13 protein-coding genes are annotated in these 14,670 nt (G+C 71.0%); 4 read left to right on the forward strand and 9 right to left on the reverse strand.

Annotation, left to right across the window (positions count from 1 at the left end; translation table 11 throughout):
* Positions 1 to 39 precede the first annotated feature (39 nt).
* From ABIE38_RS13035 to ABIE38_RS13055, 5 genes are all read right to left on the reverse strand, one after another.
* Positions 40 to 582, reverse strand: a complete 543-nt coding sequence (locus ABIE38_RS13035) for a Dps family protein (RefSeq protein ID WP_354056910.1) — start codon at positions 580 to 582, stop codon at positions 40 to 42.
* A gap of 124 nt (positions 583 to 706) precedes the next feature.
* Positions 707 to 1,894 (reverse strand): FAD-dependent oxidoreductase, encoded by a 1,188-nt coding sequence (locus ABIE38_RS13040; RefSeq protein ID WP_354056912.1) that lies wholly within the window; start codon positions 1,892 to 1,894, stop codon positions 707 to 709.
* On the reverse strand, positions 1,891 to 2,796 hold the full coding sequence (locus ABIE38_RS13045; protein ID WP_354056914.1) for a DUF1295 domain-containing protein: 906 nt from the start codon (positions 2,794 to 2,796) through the stop codon (positions 1,891 to 1,893). The genes ABIE38_RS13040 and ABIE38_RS13045 overlap by 4 nt, the downstream gene beginning before the upstream one ends.
* 86 nt (positions 2,797 to 2,882) lie before the next feature.
* Positions 2,883 to 4,487 carry an alpha/beta hydrolase gene (locus ABIE38_RS13050; protein ID WP_354056916.1) on the reverse strand — a complete coding sequence of 535 codons (1,605 nt, stop codon included), beginning with the start codon at positions 4,485 to 4,487 and terminating at the stop codon, positions 2,883 to 2,885.
* 138 nt (positions 4,488 to 4,625) lie between these two features.
* A complete protein-coding gene (locus ABIE38_RS13055; RefSeq protein ID WP_354056918.1) occupies positions 4,626 to 5,252 on the reverse strand; it encodes a TetR/AcrR family transcriptional regulator in 627 nt (208 codons plus the stop codon).
* Positions 5,253 to 5,410: 158 nt separating this feature from the next.
* On the opposite strand from ABIE38_RS13055, the gene ABIE38_RS13060 reads away from it, so the two are divergent.
* The gene (locus tag ABIE38_RS13060; RefSeq protein ID WP_354056920.1) at positions 5,411 to 6,988 is read left to right on the forward strand and encodes an MFS transporter; all 1,578 of its coding nucleotides are present in this window, start codon (positions 5,411 to 5,413) and stop codon (positions 6,986 to 6,988) included.
* Between the two features lie 39 nt (positions 6,989 to 7,027).
* Here ABIE38_RS13060 and ABIE38_RS13065 read toward each other — a convergent pair whose 3' ends face one another.
* The 3 genes from ABIE38_RS13065 to ABIE38_RS13075 all read right to left on the reverse strand — a co-directional run bounded on the left by ABIE38_RS13065 (position 7,028) and on the right by ABIE38_RS13075 (position 9,455).
* Positions 7,028 to 7,276, reverse strand: a complete 249-nt coding sequence (locus ABIE38_RS13065) for a DUF6480 family protein (RefSeq protein ID WP_182610564.1) — start codon at positions 7,274 to 7,276, stop codon at positions 7,028 to 7,030.
* 77 nt (positions 7,277 to 7,353) lie between these two features.
* Positions 7,354 to 8,394, reverse strand: coding sequence for a FecCD family ABC transporter permease (locus ABIE38_RS13070; protein WP_354056922.1), 1,041 nt, complete (start codon positions 8,392 to 8,394; stop codon positions 7,354 to 7,356).
* The gene (locus ABIE38_RS13075; protein ID WP_354056924.1) at positions 8,391 to 9,455 is read right to left on the reverse strand and encodes a FecCD family ABC transporter permease; all 1,065 of its coding nucleotides are present in this window, start codon (positions 9,453 to 9,455) and stop codon (positions 8,391 to 8,393) included. The genes ABIE38_RS13070 and ABIE38_RS13075 overlap by 4 nt, the downstream gene beginning before the upstream one ends.
* Before the next feature lie 65 nt (positions 9,456 to 9,520).
* On the opposite strand from ABIE38_RS13075, the gene ABIE38_RS13080 reads away from it, so the two are divergent.
* Both ABIE38_RS13080 and ABIE38_RS13085 read left to right on the forward strand, forming a co-directional pair.
* A complete protein-coding gene (locus ABIE38_RS13080) occupies positions 9,521 to 10,456 on the forward strand; it encodes an ABC transporter substrate-binding protein (protein WP_354056926.1) in 936 nt (311 codons plus the stop codon).
* Positions 10,456 to 11,307, forward strand: coding sequence for an ABC transporter ATP-binding protein (locus ABIE38_RS13085; protein WP_354056928.1), 852 nt, complete (start codon positions 10,456 to 10,458; stop codon positions 11,305 to 11,307). Before ABIE38_RS13080 ends, ABIE38_RS13085 begins: the two co-directional genes overlap by 1 nt.
* 122 nt (positions 11,308 to 11,429) lie before the next feature.
* Here the strand turns inward: ABIE38_RS13085 and ABIE38_RS13090 are convergent, their stop codons facing one another.
* Positions 11,430 to 11,882 carry a hypothetical protein gene (locus ABIE38_RS13090; protein WP_354056930.1) on the reverse strand — a complete coding sequence of 151 codons (453 nt, stop codon included), beginning with the start codon at positions 11,880 to 11,882 and terminating at the stop codon, positions 11,430 to 11,432.
* A gap of 167 nt (positions 11,883 to 12,049) precedes the next feature.
* Between ABIE38_RS13090 and ABIE38_RS13095 the strand changes: the two genes are divergently transcribed.
* Positions 12,050 to 14,668 carry a LuxR C-terminal-related transcriptional regulator gene (locus tag ABIE38_RS13095; RefSeq protein WP_354056932.1) on the forward strand — a complete coding sequence of 873 codons (2,619 nt, stop codon included), beginning with the start codon at positions 12,050 to 12,052 and terminating at the stop codon, positions 14,666 to 14,668.
* The last annotated feature ends 2 nt before the right edge of the window (positions 14,669 to 14,670 follow it).

The following is a 14,670-nucleotide window of genomic DNA, read 5'->3' on the forward strand; positions in this document are numbered from 1 at the left end:
TGCTAGAGGGCTGGGGCGGTGTGCCTCAGCCGGGTGCGATCACGCCGTGGCGTCGCGGGCCGCGCCCTTCTCGGTCGAGTCGCCCGCAGTGGACAGCTGACCCGAGGCGTTCTCCAGGTGGGCGCGGACGAACCACTGGAACTTCTCCAGCTCGGCGGTCTGCCCGATGAGGATGTCCTCGGTGACCGGGTCCACCTCGCCGGCCACGGCGATGGCCTTGCGGTGGTCGCCGATCATCCCGTCGTACACCTTGTCCAGGGCGCCGAGGTGGGCCTGGGCGGTGTCGCGGCCCAGGGAGTAGTCGTCCCACGACCGGTGGTCGGCGTTGGCGCCCATCGTGCCCACCGGCGAGCCGCCCAGGGTCGCGATGCGCTCGGCCAGCACGTCGGCGTAGCCGCGGACCAACTCGACCTGCGGGTCGAGCATCTCGTGGACCGAGATGAAGTTGGGGCCCACCACGTTCCAGTGCACGTGCTTGAGCGTGAGGTGCAGATCGTTGCACGCCGTGAGTCGCTTCTGCAGGGTGTCTACGAGCGTCGAGGAATCGGAGTTGGACAATCCGGGAACGGTGAATTCAGGCATGCTTCGAACTTAGCGCCGCCGCCAGGAGCGTGCGACCGCAGCGCCTTCCGTGCAGGTCAGGGCCCATGAGCCCGGTCACAGGCCCTGCAGTCCGTTGCCGGAAGTCACCGACCCTCACCGGCACTCACCGAGCCCGCCGGCGCACCCCGCCGTAGATCAGCTGGTGGGTGATGAGCCGTTGGAGCACCACATCGGATGCCGGCGCGGGGACGCGGATCCCCTGGCCGGGCGGGGTGAAGACGATCAGTCCGTCGCTCAGCGGCCCGAGCACCGAGCCCCACCGGCGCCTCGGTGGCTGGTATTCGCGCAGCGGGCTGCCCGCGAGGTGAGCGCGGATGTTGCGTGCGGCCAGGAGGTGTCCGCGGTTGCGGGCGGAGGTGCGCAGCGGGTCGGTGGCGGCCACGTCGCCGACTGCGAACACGTCGCTGTGCCCGGGCACCCGCAGCGTCGGCTCCACGCGGACGAACCCTCGATCGTCGAGCATCTCTGCGGGCAGCCACCCGGTGTTGGGCGAGACGCGGCCGATCGCCCAGACCACTACATCTGCTGTGGTCGGTGCCTGACCCGTCGTCCAGCTCACGGTGGCGCTGGTGAGGTGCTCGTCGTCGTCATCAAGGTCGTCGTGGCTCCCACTCCGGCCGCCACCGATCCCACCCGGTAACTCCGCGCGGTGACCGGGATGCAGGCCGACGCCGAGGCTTTCCAGTCGTGAGCGCACCCGGTCCCAGACGAGGTGGTGGTGATGGGGCAGTGCGCGGTCGCCGGGGAAGTAGAGATCTACGATTTTGTCCGGCCAGCGTTCGGCCACCTGCGCCGCCGAGCTCAGGGCCGCCGCGCCGCCGCCGATGATCGCCACCGACTCCGCGCCCGCGATGCGCTGGTGGGGGAGGGAGATGTCGGCGTCGACGCCGCGGGAGTCCTGGAGGGTGGGGTGGCGCCAGAATCCGTTGGTCACCCCGGTGGCGATGACGACGACGTCGTACGGTTCCTCGACGACCGTGCCGTCACCCGCTGAACCCTTACCCGCTGAGCCGTCCGCGAGCCTCACGCGCACGGTCCGGTTCTCTGTGTCGAGGGCGGTCGCGCTGCCGTGCACGATGCGAACGCGGTCGAGTCCCCGGAACCTGCCGTAGTCGATGCGGTAGTCGCGCGTCCACGCCTCGGGCCGGGCCAGGCGGAGGCCCAGTTCCTGGCCGCTGACGAACTCCGGCTTGGCGGTGACGCCCACGACGTCGCCGAGTCTCCGCAGCGCGATCGCGGTGAGGACGCCGGTGTCCCCCAGGCCCGCGACGACGATCCGGGGGCGGCTCACGCGGAGGTCGTGGTCCGGCTCTTCTCGGGCGGGAGCTTCTTGGGCGGGCGCGGGATGAACAGCGACACCCGCTCCACGACCCGGGCGTACTCGGGCCGCCGCTCGAGGCTGCGCTGCTCCATCATCGGGATGCTCACGGAGAGGAACATCGCCACCATGGCGAAGGTGCCCACGAACACCCACCACGCGCCGGGCCAGGCCGCGAGTCCGAACAGGCCCATGGAGAACCAGATCCCGCATTCACCGAAGTAGTTGGGGTGCCGGGACCACGACCACACACCGGTGTCCATGACCTGGCCCGGCTTCCTGGTGGCGATGAAGCGGTGCATCTGCAGATCGGCGATCGTCTCGAGGGCCAGTGCGGCCAGGCCGACGCCGAACGCGACGAAGTCCAGCCAACCGAGCGGCTCCCCGGCCCTGGTCGCCACCACGTAGACGGGGACGAGTCCGGCGAAGACCTGCAGGGTCGGGAAGACGTGAATGCCCATGAGGTCGGCCACGAACTCGAAGCGACCGGCGCGCTCGCGGACCATCGGGTAGCGCCAGTCCTCGTGATGCATGCCGGGGAAGGTGCGGATCCAGTTGGCGGTCAGGCGGACGGCCCACGCCAGCAGCACGATCATCATGAGCCACCAGCGGACGTCGTTCACGCCCGCGTCGGCGGCGATCCACCAGTAGAACGCCAGCAGCGGTGGGATGACCGACCAGAAGGCGTCGTAGAAGGTGGAGTTCCCGTAGAACCGGCTGAACGCGAAGATCACGACGGTCGCGATGAGGTCGGCGATCAGGCCGTCCAACCACAGCTGGCCGCTGTCCAGGCCCCACAACAGCCACGCCAACCCGGCGCCGATGGCGATGACATAAGCGATCCCGACCCGCAGGAGTGACGCACCTTGACTCATGTCAGGCAGGGTAATGACCGTTCTGCGCGTGGACCTGCGGAACGGTGAGATGCGGTGGGGCGCTGGTGGGGTGTGGCCCCGATCAACTACCCCGCCACCGGCATCGGCGGGGCCGGCGCGCGGGTCACGCCGGTATGGCCGGTGCGCAGGTACTCCACCACTGCGTCGTCGACAACGGTGTTGCCCTTGGCCACCTGCCCGTGGTCGCCACCCTCGACGGTGAGCACGTGCGCGCCCATGCGCTCGGCCAGTGCGAGTGCACCGTGGTACGGCGTCTGCGGATCGGCGAGTGAGTTAATCAGCAGCGGCGCCGTGGCCAGGCCCGCGTTGTGGACCTCAACGGGCGTAGCGACCGGCGGCGCGCCGGCGCAGGCGGCGCCCGAGCTGTAGGTCAGGCCCACGGCGTCGAAGATGTCCCCGGTGACGAACTGCGTCCACAGGAACCCGGGGTAGTCGAGCGGCCGCGGGGCCACCCGGTTCTCGTTGCACAGCACGGCGGACTGCATGTTCAGCGCGATCACAGCCTCCTGCGGGAGCTCCGGCATCTGCGGGTCCTGCGGCCCGACGGGCGTCCCGTCACGGAGGGATTCGGCGATCACCGGCCACGCCGAGCTCTGCGGGGCCAGGCCGCGGGTCGCGCCGAGCATCGGGGACAGGGCCTGCACCGCACCGGGGGTGCGGAGCTGGTTGAGCAGCCCCTCCACCTGCGCCCGGAGCGGCCCGGTGAGCGTGACGCCGTCCATGTACTGCTGCGCGAGCGCCTGCCACTCCGGAGGGACGTCGCCGATCCGTGCCGGGGGAGGGGAGAGGGTCGGGGTGGTGCCGGACTCGGCCATCACCCGCTGCGACCAGCGCTCGTACACCTTGAGCGGGGTGTCGCCGAGGCCGTACACGGCGTCATTGGCGGCGATCCAGTCGAACATCGCCACCACGCGCTGCTTGTAGGGCTCGTTCTGCTCGAGCAGCACGTCGTTCCACATCCAGTCAGGGTGCGCTCCCGAGTCCAGGACCAGCTTGTCCGTGTGCTGGGGGAAGAGGGTCGCGTACGTGGAACCCAGGAGCGTGCCGTAGGACAGGCCGTGGATGGAGATGCGCTCCTGGCCCAGCGCGCGGCGGACCTCCTCCCAGTCGCGCGCGGTGTTCTCGGTGGTGAGGTGGCGCCAGTAGCCGCCGCTGGCCTGCTCGCAGGAGGCCCGGTGCGCGCCGCCCAGGTTGGTGGCGATCATCACCGGGTCGGCTGCGTCCAGCGGCGCGCACTCCAGCGGGCCAGCGTGCGCCAACCCCCGCGGCTGGACGCCGATGAGATCCCACTCGTCCCGCAGGGCATCGGGCCAGGTGAACAGCTCGTTGTTGTCGAAATACGTCAGTGAATCCCCGCCCGGCCCACCCGCGTTGCCGAACAACACCCCGCGCTTGGCCGCCTGACTGCGCGCCGGGAGTTTGGACACCGTCACGTCGATGCGGTCGCCCTCGGGAGCCGAGTAGTCCACGGGGACGCTCACGGTCGTGCACACCGCGGAGGCGGTCGTGACCGTCTCGGGGCACGGCCCCCACGCGGGCGCGGCGTGGGCGGCGGGTGCGGCGGTCTGGGCGACGACGACGAGGCCGGCAGCCGCGAGAGTGGCAGCCATGGCCGCGGCTGCGGGACGACGGAATCGGGTGAGGGCGGAGCCTGGGGCCTGGGTGTGCATGGCGATTACTTTCGCATGCGCTCGGGCCCTAGGGGTGTCGCTTTCCTGACGGGTGGACCCGCTCGGGGTGGTGGCGGGGGAGCTGGGTGATCGATCGACCAAGCCGCCGAGTGGTCGCGCGGAAAGCTGCGGCGGAACTCAGGCCTTCGCCGGGTCGTACACGCCGAATCGCAGCGTCGTGATGATGGAGTCGACGATCTGGTGTCGGGGCATCTCACCGGCCTGTGCGGTCTCCCACCCGGCGTAGAGTAGGCCCCAGAAGGTCCGGCGAACCCAGGCGACGGGGAAGTCGGGATTGAGCCCGGCATCCGGCCGTCCCAGTACCTGCTCGATCGCCTCCTCCATGGTCCGCAGCGCGCTGACCAGCGAGGCATCGGCGTTGATGACGGGCTCGAGGAAGATGTACATCAGGATCGAGCCCAGGTCGATGTGCTCCTCCACCACGCGTCGCAGCGCGTCGTGCAGCGGGCCGGAATCCGGTTCCGCGCGCTGGATGGCCTGACGGCTGAGCTCCACCACGTGGTGCACGACGGCGTGGATCAGGTCCGCACGCTCGGGGAAGTAGCGGTGCACGGTCGTGCGCCCCACCTCGGCGGCGGCCGCGACGTCCGCCAGCGAGGCCTGGTGGTCGGCCCCCAGCACGTCGACTGCGGCGTCGAGGATCGCGTTCCGCGTGCGGGCCCGGGCCCCGGTCTCGGGCGGGTGCGGCGGCGTGCGCGGCGGTGGTTCCGCAGGTGGTTGCGGCGTGGACTTCGGCGAGTTCATCTCCTCCACGATAACCCGATCCACCATAACGAGACGCTAGTTGACCGTAGTGGAACAATAGTGTTCCATAAAAGGACCGACGACTCCGCTTCAGGGTTGTCTCGCATCGTCGTCGATCGCCAGCCCGCGTGAGTCGACGAGTCAGTGAAAGGTCCCCAATGACGTCCGTACACGCCCCACCGCGCGCCACAGCCCGGACGTGGGCGGCGCTGGGCGTGCTCGCCCTGCCGATGCTGCTGCTGGCGATCGACGCCACCGTGTTGATCTTCGCGATGCCGGGGATCGCCGCCGACCTGTCACCGTCGGCCACCCAGCAGCTGTGGATCATGGACATCTACTCGTTCATGATCGCCGGCCTGTTGGTGACCATGGGTGCGGTCGGCGACAGGATCGGCAAGAAGAAGCTGCTGCTCATCGGGGCCGTACTGTTCACCGCCGCGTCCGTGGCGGGGGCCTTTGCCACCAGTTCCGAGCAGCTGATCCTGGCCCGGGCGCTCCTGGGTCTGGCGGGGGCGACCATCATGCCCTCGACGCTCTCGCTGATCCGCGCGATGTTCATCGACCGCGCGCAGCGGCGCTTCGCGATCGCCGTGTGGTCCATGGCGGGGACGCTCGGGGCGGCCGCCGGTCCGATCGTGGGCGGGTGGATGCTCGAGCACTTCTGGTGGGGGTCGGCGTTCCTCATCAACATCCCGGTGATGGTGGTGCTCCTGGTGCTCGGCCCGGTGCTGCTCACCGAGAGCCGCGATCCCTCACCCGGGTCGCTGGACCTGGTCAGTGCGGCCATGTCGCTGGTGGCAATGCTCAGCGCCGTCTACGGGCTCAAGACCCTCGTCGCCGGAGAGGGCGCGGTCACCGGGGTGCTGTGCGTGGCGGCGGGGCTGGCCGTGGGCGCGGTCTTCGTGCGCCGCCAGCTGCGTCTCGCGAACCCGTTGCTGGACGTCGACCTGTTCCGTGCGCGGGCGTTCCGTGGCGCGGTGGTGGCCGATCTGCTGTCGATCTTCGCCCTGATCGGTTCCCTGTGGGCGCTGACCCAGTACCTGCAGCTGGTCGTGGGACTGTCCCCGATGCGGGCGGGACTGTGGCTCCTGCCGGCGATGGCCGTCTCCGCGGTAGCGGCGTTCGTGGCCGCAGCCCTGGTCAAACGCATCAGCGCAGCGATCCTGGTCACGGCCGGACTGCTGCTGGCGGCCGTCGGGTTCGGGCTCATGCTGGGACTGACCCCCGACTCCGGCCCGGTCCCGGTGATCGTGGCCCTGAGCCTGGTCTCCCTCGGCGGCGGCGTGGGCATGACGCTGACCAACGACATCATCATGAGCTCCGCGCCACCCGCCCGGGCCGGTCGGGCAGCTGCGATCTCCGAGACGGCCTACGAGCTCGGTACCGCCCTGGGGACCGCGATCCTGGGGTCGGTGCTGGCCGCGGTGTACCGCAGTCAGTTGCTGGGCGACCCCGGGGCCGCGGCCGTGGTGTCGCCGGCGCAGCTGGAGCGGGCGAGCGCCACGATCGCCGAGGCGTTCACCGTCGCCGATCAGTACCCGGCCTCCGTCGCGGAGGTGCTGATCACCGCGGCGCAGGCGGCGTTCACCGACGCGCTGACCACGGTGGGTGTGCTCGGGTCGATCATCATGGTGGTCGCCGCCCTCTGGACCGCCGTCACCCTGCGGGGCACCTCGGCCACGGCGGATCTCACCCGGCAGACCGATCGCGGGCAGGAGATCAGCGCCGGCCGGTGAGGTTCGTGGCGGTGACTGGGTCCCGTCAGCCCAGGCCAGTCAGCCCAGGCCGAACAGCCGTCCCACGAGGCCCACCGCCATGACCAGGACGATCAGCACGATGATCCCCAACAGCAGGTAGATCCCGATTCTGGACCCGGACTTGGTCGGGCTCTGCCCGGTGCGTGCGCTGTCGGAGGCCAGCGACGTGGAATCCGAGTCCGGCGTCTGCGGTCCCGTGGGCGAACCGCCGGCATCGAGGTCGGGGGAGTCGCTGGGATCCGGGTCTGACGGAAGGGAATTGGCCATGCCCCACCTTGGCACGGCTTCCGCCCGGCGTGCCCGCGGGTGTGGCGGCGGAGGTGGAGACCGTGGGTGCCCGCGGTTCAGAGGCGCCGGCCCTCTCGCCACAGCAAACCCAGGAAGAACACCCCGCCGAGCACCACGGTGACCACACCCACCGGAATCGGCAGACCGAACGCGTGCTGTGCCACCAGATCGGACACCAGAAGGAGCAACCCGCCCATCAGCGCCGCCGGCAGGACCCGGTCGCTTCGGGTGAGCAGTCGGGCCAGGTGCGGGGCCACCAGTGCCACGAAGGAGATCGGGCCGGCGGTCGCCACCGCCATCCCGGCCAGCACGGTGGCCGCTGCCAGCAGAACGAGCCGGGTGCGGCGCAGGCATACGCCCAGGGCCACCGCGAGGTCGTCGCCCAGCGGGAGCGCTCGCAGGCCCCTGGTCTGGCTCATGATGACCACCGCGGCCACGAGCAGAACCCACGCGAGCGGCCTGAGATCGGACCAACCCCGGCCCTGCAGCGAACCCGTGAGCCAGATCTGAGCGGTGACCGCGCTGGCCACAAAGCCGCGCGAGAGCAGGTGCGCCACGTACGCCATCGCCAGTGCTCCCAGCGCCACACCGAGCAGGACCAGTCGCGCGCCGCTGAGTCCGCGCCACCAGGTCAGGATCAGGATGAGACCCGTGGTGAGCGCCGCGCCGACGAGAGCTCCCGAGGCGACCTGCGCGATTCCCCCGCCCAGCACGAGGATCACCGTGGCCCCGCCCGCGGACGCACCCTGGGTGATGCCGATGATGTCCGGACTGGCGAGCGGGTTTCGCGTGAGTGTGCAGAACAGCGCGCCCGAGGTCGCCAGCGCCGCTCCGACCGCGACCGCGATCAGCGCGCGGGGCAGACGGCGTTCCTGGATGAAGAACCGCGTGGTCCGGTCCGGAGCGTCGTCGAGCAGTGTGGCGACCGCGTCGGGTACGGAGATCGCGAACTCGCCGATCACGAGAGAGGCCGCGACGGCGACCACGATCAGCAGGGCCAGGGCGGTGGTGACCCAGGCGGTGCGCCTGTGCACCCGCACCGAGTACCCGCGCGCGGAGAGGAGGCTCTCCCCCGTGGGCAGGGCGGTGGCCGTCACGCCACACCCCCGCGGCGGCCCGCGGCCAGGTAGACGATGAGCAGCGGTGCGCCGATGAAGGCCATGACCACCCCCGCGGCGGTCTCCGAACCGCCCGCGATCACGCGTCCGATCACGTCGGCCACCAGCAGGAACGCCGGGGCGAGCACCATGGACAGCGGCACCACCCGGACAAGGCTCGGGCCGACCAGACCGCGCACGAGGTGGGGCACCACCAGGCCCACAAAACTGATGGGGCCGGCGAGCGCGGTCGCCGTCCCGGCTAGGAGTGCGACCGCAACGAGCGACCACACCCGTATCCATCCGGGGCGCACGCCCAGAGCCACCGCCGAGTCGTCGCCCAACGCGATCGCGTCGAGGCCGCGCAGGAGCAGGAGCGCGATCACCGCGCCGGCCACCACGAGTGGGATGACGCCGGTGACCTCGTCGACCGAACGCGCGGTGAGCGAGCCGACCTGCCAGAAGCTGTACGCCTGGAGGATCGACTCGTCCAGCACGACGAACGTCTGGCTGAGACCGGACAGCACTGCGGCCAACGCCACGCCGGCCAATGTCAGCCGCACCGGTGATGACGCCGCCATCGCGGACGCACTGAGGAGCAGGATGACCGCGGAGGCGGCGCCCGCGCCCGCGAGCGCGAACCAGACCGTGGAGGCCAGGCCGAGTCCTCCGGTCACCGCCGCACCGGCGACCACACCCAGGGCGGCGCCGGCATTGATACCGAGGATCCCCGGGTCGGCGATGGGGTTGCGGGTCACGGCCTGCATGAGCGCACCGGACGCGCCGAGCGCGGCCCCGCACACCAGCCCGAGCACCGTCCGGTTGACCCGGAGCTCGCCTACGATCCCCACGACGCTCTGCGTGCCCTGCCCCAGAAGTGCCCCCACCACCTCGGCGGGTGGGATCGGCCGGGCGCCGATCGCCAGGCTGGCCACGACCGCGGCCGCCAGGGCCGCCACGGCCACCGCCAGACCGAGAACGAGCCGAACGTCGGGCTGCCGACGGCCGGGGACCACCGGCCGCGCGGCGGTCTCGGAGGCGGGGATCGGTGCGGGAACCACGGTGGAACTGTAGACGACGACCTTTGTTAGGGCAGCCTGGCCTACGTGTGGTTGGATTGGCGGCCATGACTCCGATACTCCCGCGACGCCGATCCCTGACCTCCCTGCTCGCCGTGGCCGTCGCCTCCGTGTTGACCCTCTCGGCCTGCTCCGGTGGCGGGGACACCTCCGAGACCACTGGCGATGGTGCGTACACCGTTACCCACGCGATGGGGGAGACCGTTGTCGACGGGGCGCCCGAGAGGGTCGTCGTGCTCGACTCGCCGCACCTCGACGCACTCGTCGCGCTCGGTCGGAACCCGGTCGGGGTCACGGAGGCGGCCGCCGGATCAGGCACCCCGCCGTACCTCGGGGATATGGACGTCGAATTCGTCGGCCTGACCTCGGAGCCCGACATCGACAAGATCGCCGCCCTGGCACCCGATCTGATCATCGGCGCCAAGGTGCGGCACGAGGCGATCTACGACGAGCTCTCCGGCATCGCCCCCACCGTCTTCTCCGAGAACTCGGGCACCGACTGGCAGGAGCAGGCACGGATCACCGCTGCGGCCGTCGGGGAGGACGAGCAGATGGAGCAGCTGATCGACGACCTCGACACCCGGATCGCCGAGGTCGGCGCCGAAGTGGGGGCCGACGGCACAACCCTGTCGATCGTGCGGTTCCTCCCCGACAACTTCCGTCTCTACGGACCCCAGACGTTCTCCGGGTCGATCCTGTCCCAGATGGGCTTCGACCTGGGCGAGCGCGAGTGGGACGAGTACTCGATGGCCCAGCTGTCCCCGGAGCTCTACGAGCAGATCACCGGCGACGTGGTGTTCTTCACCAACTTCGGCGGCGACCCGTCGGCCACCACCATGGCGACCGTGACCGGCCTGTGGGGCGACCTGCCCGCCGTGCGATCCGGACAGGCCCACGAGGTCGAGGACGAGGCCTGGATGCTCGGCATCGGCGTACTCGGCGCCGGTGAGATCCTCGACGACGTGCAGGAGATCCTGGGCTGATGCCCCTCACCTCCCGGGAGGTTCCGGGTCGCACCTCCTCCGATCGAGCCGCCCCGGACGTCACGCCGGGGCTCGCGGTCGAGGGGGCGCGGCTCGCCTACGAGCGCCGCGTGGTGGCCAATGACCTGAACCTGGAACTACCTGACGACGCGTTCACAGTGATCGTGGGACCCAACGCGTGCGGCAAGTCGACACTGCTCAAAGCCCTGGCCCGGGTGATCGCTCCCGGAGAGGGCCGGATCCTCCTCGACGGCCGCGACCTCCACAGACTCCGCACCAGGGACGTCGCGCGCCGGGTCGGGCTCCTTCCGCAGGGAGCCGTGACCCCCGAGGGGATCCGGGTCGACGACCTGGTGTCCCGGGGACGGCACCCGCACCACAGCCCGCTGCGCCAGTGGAGCCGCGCCGATGCGTCCGCCGTGACCTCCGCGATGGCGGCCACCGGCGTGAGTGACCTCGCGGGGCGGTTCGTCGACGAACTCTCCGGCGGCCAGCGCCAGCGCGTGTGGATCGCGATGCTGCTGGCGCAGGAGACGCCCATCCTGCTGCTGGACGAGCCCACCACCTACCTCGACATCGCCCACCAGTACGAGGTGTTGGACCTGCTCCGTGACCAACACGGAGCCGGCCGCGCGGTGATAGCGGTGCTCCACGACCTGAATCAGGCCGCACGCTACGCCACGAATCTGGTGGTGATGAGGGACGGCTGCGTAGTGGCGACCGGCTCTCCCGCCGAGGTCCTGACCGCCGGCCTGGTCGAGGAGGTCTTCGGCCTGCCCTGCCTGATCGTTCCCGACGCCGTCACGGGAACACCCACGGTCGTCCCGCTGGATCGGCGGCGGCAGAGGTGAGCCGGTGGGGGAGAGGCGGATCGTCCTGGGCGTCCTCTGTCCTCCCCACGTTCAGCCGGGGTGGTGTCGCACCCTGGCTCGCAGACCCCGCTGCGTTACAACCGGGGCCGGCTGCGGCGTCGTCACACCGAGACGAGCTGCTCCGGTCGTGACTCCAGGTAGTCCAACGCGTGGTCGTCGTAGGTGAACACCAGCGCCGCGCCGTTGGCGACGAGCAGCACCCACGCCGACCACAGCGTCGGGTCGTACAGCACCACCAGCAGCGAGACACTCGCAGTGGACGTCAGCAGGGCGCGGCTCCAGCGAGCGCCGTCGCGGAGTCTCGAGGCGGCCACCACCTGCACCACCATGGCGGCGAACAGGACGATCGCGAGGATCCACCCGGCCCAACCGAGCGGCTCGGCCCCGCTCAGGCTCGCCCCGACCCCGCCCCGGGCGGGATCGTCGACACCCGTTCTCGCGACCAGCGCCAGGATGTCGGTCGCGGTGACTACGCTGGCGAGGGTGACCGTGGTGAACATGCCACACAAGACCCAGATCCACGATGCGATCGAGACGGAGAGCGGTCGGCTCACGAAATGGCCTTTCGGGTCGGTGGCCGCACCCTCGTGGGGCAGCACGGATCAGGGTGTCTGAATCCTCTGACGTGATAGACAGGTGTCGATAGAGTGCGGCACACCTGATTTTTGCTGCGCCACACTGGTGCTCGGTATCCCGGTTCGACCCGTGGCTCCGTGCGCTCGTGGTGCACTCACGCGGACGCGGTGCCCTTCGGCGCCTCGACGCGGCCGGACTGGAGGTGGATCTGGTGCCCGCGTGGAGGAAGTCCCGTGCAGTACTGCGGGCGGACACCGTGGCCCGCGCGGTCGCGCTGTGCGTCGATACCCGGCGCGGGGTGCTGGTGGTGGGGCCGCCGGGCGCGGGAGCCAGCCGCTGTGCCGCCGACATCGCGGCCGGACTGCGGGCTGCCGGAGTCCGGGTGACCGTGTGGGACGACCTGGACAGGGCCGAGGCACCACGGGCCCTGCCCGAGGGCGCGGTGCTGGTGGCCTCGGCCCGGGTGGGTGCGGCACTCCCGGAGTGGTGCCGCGACGAGGTGACCGTACGCACCACGCGGCTCCCGGTGCGGAGCCTCACGCGCGGGCAATCGGAGGCGGCGGTCGCGGCGGCCGTCGGGGTCCGACTGTCGGCGCGGCTGGTCGAGGCGCTGTGGGCGTGCTCTCACGGAAACCTCACCGCCCTGCGCGCCACCTACGACGACCTGGCGACCCGAGGGTTGACCCGCCGCACGTGCGATCGGTTGGAGTTGACGGTGGACCCTGCCACCGCGATCGCGGGCGTGGCCGTGGACCCGCACCTGTGGATCGGTCCCGGCGTGATGGCCACCGCGGCCAACGCACTGGCCACCGCGGCCGACGCCCTGACCACCGCGGCTCTCGCCCGACGCCTCACGGTCCGGGACCTCGAGCACCTCCACGGCGCCGAGGTGGTCGGCGACCTGGTCGCCCGGGCTCTCCTGAGGGAAGGCCGGCACGACGGCGCGGACGTGCTCACCGTGCAACCGCCCGTCCTCGCCGCCGCGCTCCGGGCCGGAGCGGACCATCGCCGGCGCCGGGAGACCTACGACGCCGTGCTCTCCCTCCCCGGAGCCACTCGACCCGACCCGCAGATCGTGCTGTGGGCACTGGCCAACGACCCCTCCGCCCACGGCGGAAGCGTGGACGCCCCCTCGGTCCTGGCCGCGGCCCACGCCGCGCTCGACGGCCACGACTACCGCACCGGCGTCGAGTTGTCGGAGGCCACCCAGCGTGCGGGACTGGTGATGACGCCGCTGCAGCAGGCCGAGCTCTTCCTGCTCGCGGGCTCGTGCCTGCGCCTACTGGACAGGCTTCACGAGGCGGCCGACATGTTCGAGCAGTCGCTGGAGTGTCTGCGAGCGGCGGCCGGACCGCGCGTATCGGCCGGACTGCGTGCACCCGCGGGGCTCAGTGGTGACGACGACGAGCCGGGTGGCCCAGACTTCACCAGGGTGCTGATCGACAACGTGACAGCCCGGGCGGACCTCGCGCACTACCGCGACAGGGGCCCCGAGAACTCTCTGTCGCTGATCGAGTCGGCCCACGGACTTCTGACGCCGGGTCACCCCGCGCATTCGGTGCTGGACGCACTGGTAGTGGTGCACCTGTCCTACGCCGGTCGCTACCGAGAGGCGGCCCGCGCGTACGGCGGGCTCGCCTCGCACGCGGCGGATCCGTCACCGCTGCCGGCCGACCGGGAGCGGCGGATCGAGGCGATCCACGCCCTGGCGCTGGATGCCCTCGGACAGTCCGACGCCGCGCTTGCCGTCCTGCGGCGGCTGGCCCGCCGCTCGCGCACGATGGACCACCAGGCGTGGGCGTCGGAGGAGTACCTCGCGGCGCTGCTCTACGTGGTCCTGCACGGTTTCGGCGTGAACGCGCTGTTCGCGGAGCTCGCGCCCTTCGTGGCGATCGAGCAGGACGACTCCGTGCGACTCGACCACGGCATGCGCCGGATAGCCGACGCGGAGATCGCCCTGGCCGCAGGTGACCTGCCGTCGGCCATGAGCGCCGCGTCCGATGCCCTCGACACCATCGAGGTGGACGGCCCCGAGGACTTCCTCCCACGCGCCATCTCCCTGTGCGCCCTGATCTCGGCCCTGTCCGGGCAGGCCGCGACCGCGAGAGAGCAGTTGCGGCGCCTCCGCTCCGTCCACGGGTATGCCAACTCGCCGGTCGGGCCGGAGATCCGTGGAGCCGAAGCAGGGGTGTTGTTCTGCCTCGACGAGCGCGACCGGGCGCGCGACATCGTCCGATCCCTCATCGACGACGGGCTGCTCGGTGCCGCCGTTCGCGCCGCCCTGGCCGGGGTGCTGATGGCCGATCCCGAGAGCTGCCGGATGGTGGCCGAGCTGGAGGTCAGTGGTGAGGTGCCCGTTCTGGTGCGCGACCTGGCCGCCGCGAACCTGGCGGACAATCCCCGACGACTGCTAGACGCGGCCCAGCGGGCCCGTGGTGTGGGTCTGCTCATGGTGGCCGCGGCGGCCGCCGACCGCGCCCGCAGCCTGGCCACCTCGGGATCGCAACACCACACCCAGGCCGAACGGATGCTCGCGACCACCGAGATCAGCGGGCCGCTGGCCGGTCTCACCGGTCTCGCCGGCCCCGCTCGCTCGGTCCCGCCCGGCGTCACACTGACCCGCCGCGAGTCTCAGGTGGCCGACCTGGTGGGCCAGGGGTTGACCAACGCCGAGATCGCAGCCGAGCTGCACCTGTCCAAGCGGACCGTGGAGGGTCACCTCAACCGGATCTACACCAAGACCGGCACCCGACTGCGAGGGTGAAC

Source organism: Dietzia sp. 2505 (assembly GCF_040546785.1).
Classification (GTDB): domain Bacteria; phylum Actinomycetota; class Actinomycetes; order Mycobacteriales; family Mycobacteriaceae; genus Dietzia.